A 1,789-nucleotide genomic window follows, 5' to 3' on the forward strand; every position below is an offset into this window, starting at 1 on the left:
ACAAAAGGGTATCCCTTCGGAATTATCGAATTTACTGGTCAGAAAGGAATTGAAACAATTGCCCAATCAGCAAGCGAATTAGCAGTTAGAGTTCATAGTATTACCAAAGAGGAAATGGTGATTATTCCCAAACAGGAAGCCCTAGATAGATGGATTAGAGCAGCTAAAGAAAGAAAGGTTAGAATCTTTTATATCAAACCTTTTATGAAGTCTGACTCTGATCTTATCGAGGAGAATTTATCTTATATTAGAGCTATAAAGGAAAATTTAAAAGCGAGTGGTTTTAGCACCGGAAAAGCCAGTTTACTTTCTGCCACCTATCAAGAACCAAAGATATTTGTTCTTTTATTGATCCTGGGAGTTATTTCAGGTGGATTAATTCTATTGAAAAATATTTTTAACTTAAAAAAATATCAAGAATATTCTCTACTATTTTTAGGAATATTATTTTCTCTCTTTCTCCTCTTTTTAAATCAAGAAATCTTTTTAATAAAATTGATGGCCTTACTGGCAGCTTTAATATTTCCTACTTTAGCTATCATCAGTAATGAAAAATATTTCTTGGGAAAAGATAATCTTAATTTAGAAAATAGTACAGCTTTTCCTAAGAATAATCCCGGATTTATTCTAATGATAAAAGAAGTTTTGTCTGGCTTCTTTAGAGTTATTTTAATTACCTTTTCCGGTGCTCTATTAATAGCAGCTCTGTTAAGCAATAATAAATTTATGCTGGGGATAGAGCAATTTAGTGGGATAAAGATATCTTATCTAATCCCTCTTTTTTTAGTTTTAGTAATAATGTGGTTAAAAATGAATGCCGGTAAATTAATGATTTTAGAAAATATCAAAAAACCTCTCCTGATTGAACAGGTAATTATAATGTTCTTTTTTGCTGTATTTTTGGTAATTTATATTTCTCGTTCAGGAAATTTCTCTTTTCTTCCCGTATTGAGCATTGAAGAAAAGATAAGAATCTTTTTAGAAAAAACTTTAATTGCTCGTCCCCGAAATAAAGAATTTTTAATCGGTTATCCAGCTCTATTATTGGCCATGAGTATGAATTTTTTAAAGGTAAAAGAATTTAAAATTCCGATAATCATAATCGGGACTATCGCTCCAGTCACTTTAATTAATACCTTCTGTCATATTCATACTCCCTTTTTATTTTCAATGTTACGTACTTTTAATGGAGTATGGTTAGGTTTAGGGTTAGGATTAATAGTGATTACTATATTTTATAGCATCAGAATTTCAAAGAAATTCCGATGCTAAAAGTTAAATTCTTTTTGAATAAGGAATGAATTTTAACCAGATTGCAGGATAGGAAAAAAATCAATTATGAAAGAGTCTAAAACCATAGTAAAGATAATGATTTCCGGTTATTATGGTTTTAATAATTTCGGTGATGAAGCTATTCTTAAATCTATGGTTAGAGCCTTTAAAGAAAAGATACCTCAAATAAAAATATTAGTTCTTTCCCAGAATCCTGTACACACCTCTCAGGCTTACCAGGTAAAGGCTATAAATCGACTGCATTTAATTAGCATTTTGAACTGTTTGCGAGATACCAATCTTTTTATTAGTGGGGGAGGGGGATTACTTCAAGATTCAACTGGAAAAGGTTGGAGTATATGGTATTATCTCGGGTTGATATTAGGAGCAAAAATAATCAGGGTACCAGTTATGATTTATGCCCAGGGTATCGGCCCGATTAGCCAACCAGTTAATAAGAAATTAATGAGATGGATTTTAAATAAGGTTGACTTAATTACGGTGAGAGATAATTTCT

Annotated in this window: 2 protein-coding genes; both read left to right on the forward strand. The window is 31.0% G+C overall.

The genetic code is table 11. From position 1 onward, the window contains the following. The coding region (locus tag COZ07_RS04345) for a DUF5693 family protein (protein WP_406607363.1) at positions 1 to 1,272 on the forward strand (1,272 nt) is incomplete at its 5' end. A gap of 66 nt (positions 1,273 to 1,338) precedes the next feature. Continuing rightward, positions 1,339 to 1,789 (forward strand): polysaccharide pyruvyl transferase family protein (locus COZ07_RS04350; protein WP_406607364.1); only part of this gene is annotated, 451 nt, incomplete at its 3' end.

This window comes from Candidatus Infernicultor aquiphilus, assembly GCF_002784285.1.
GTDB classification, from domain to species: Bacteria; Atribacterota; Phoenicimicrobiia; order Phoenicimicrobiales; family Phoenicimicrobiaceae; genus Infernicultor; species Infernicultor aquiphilus.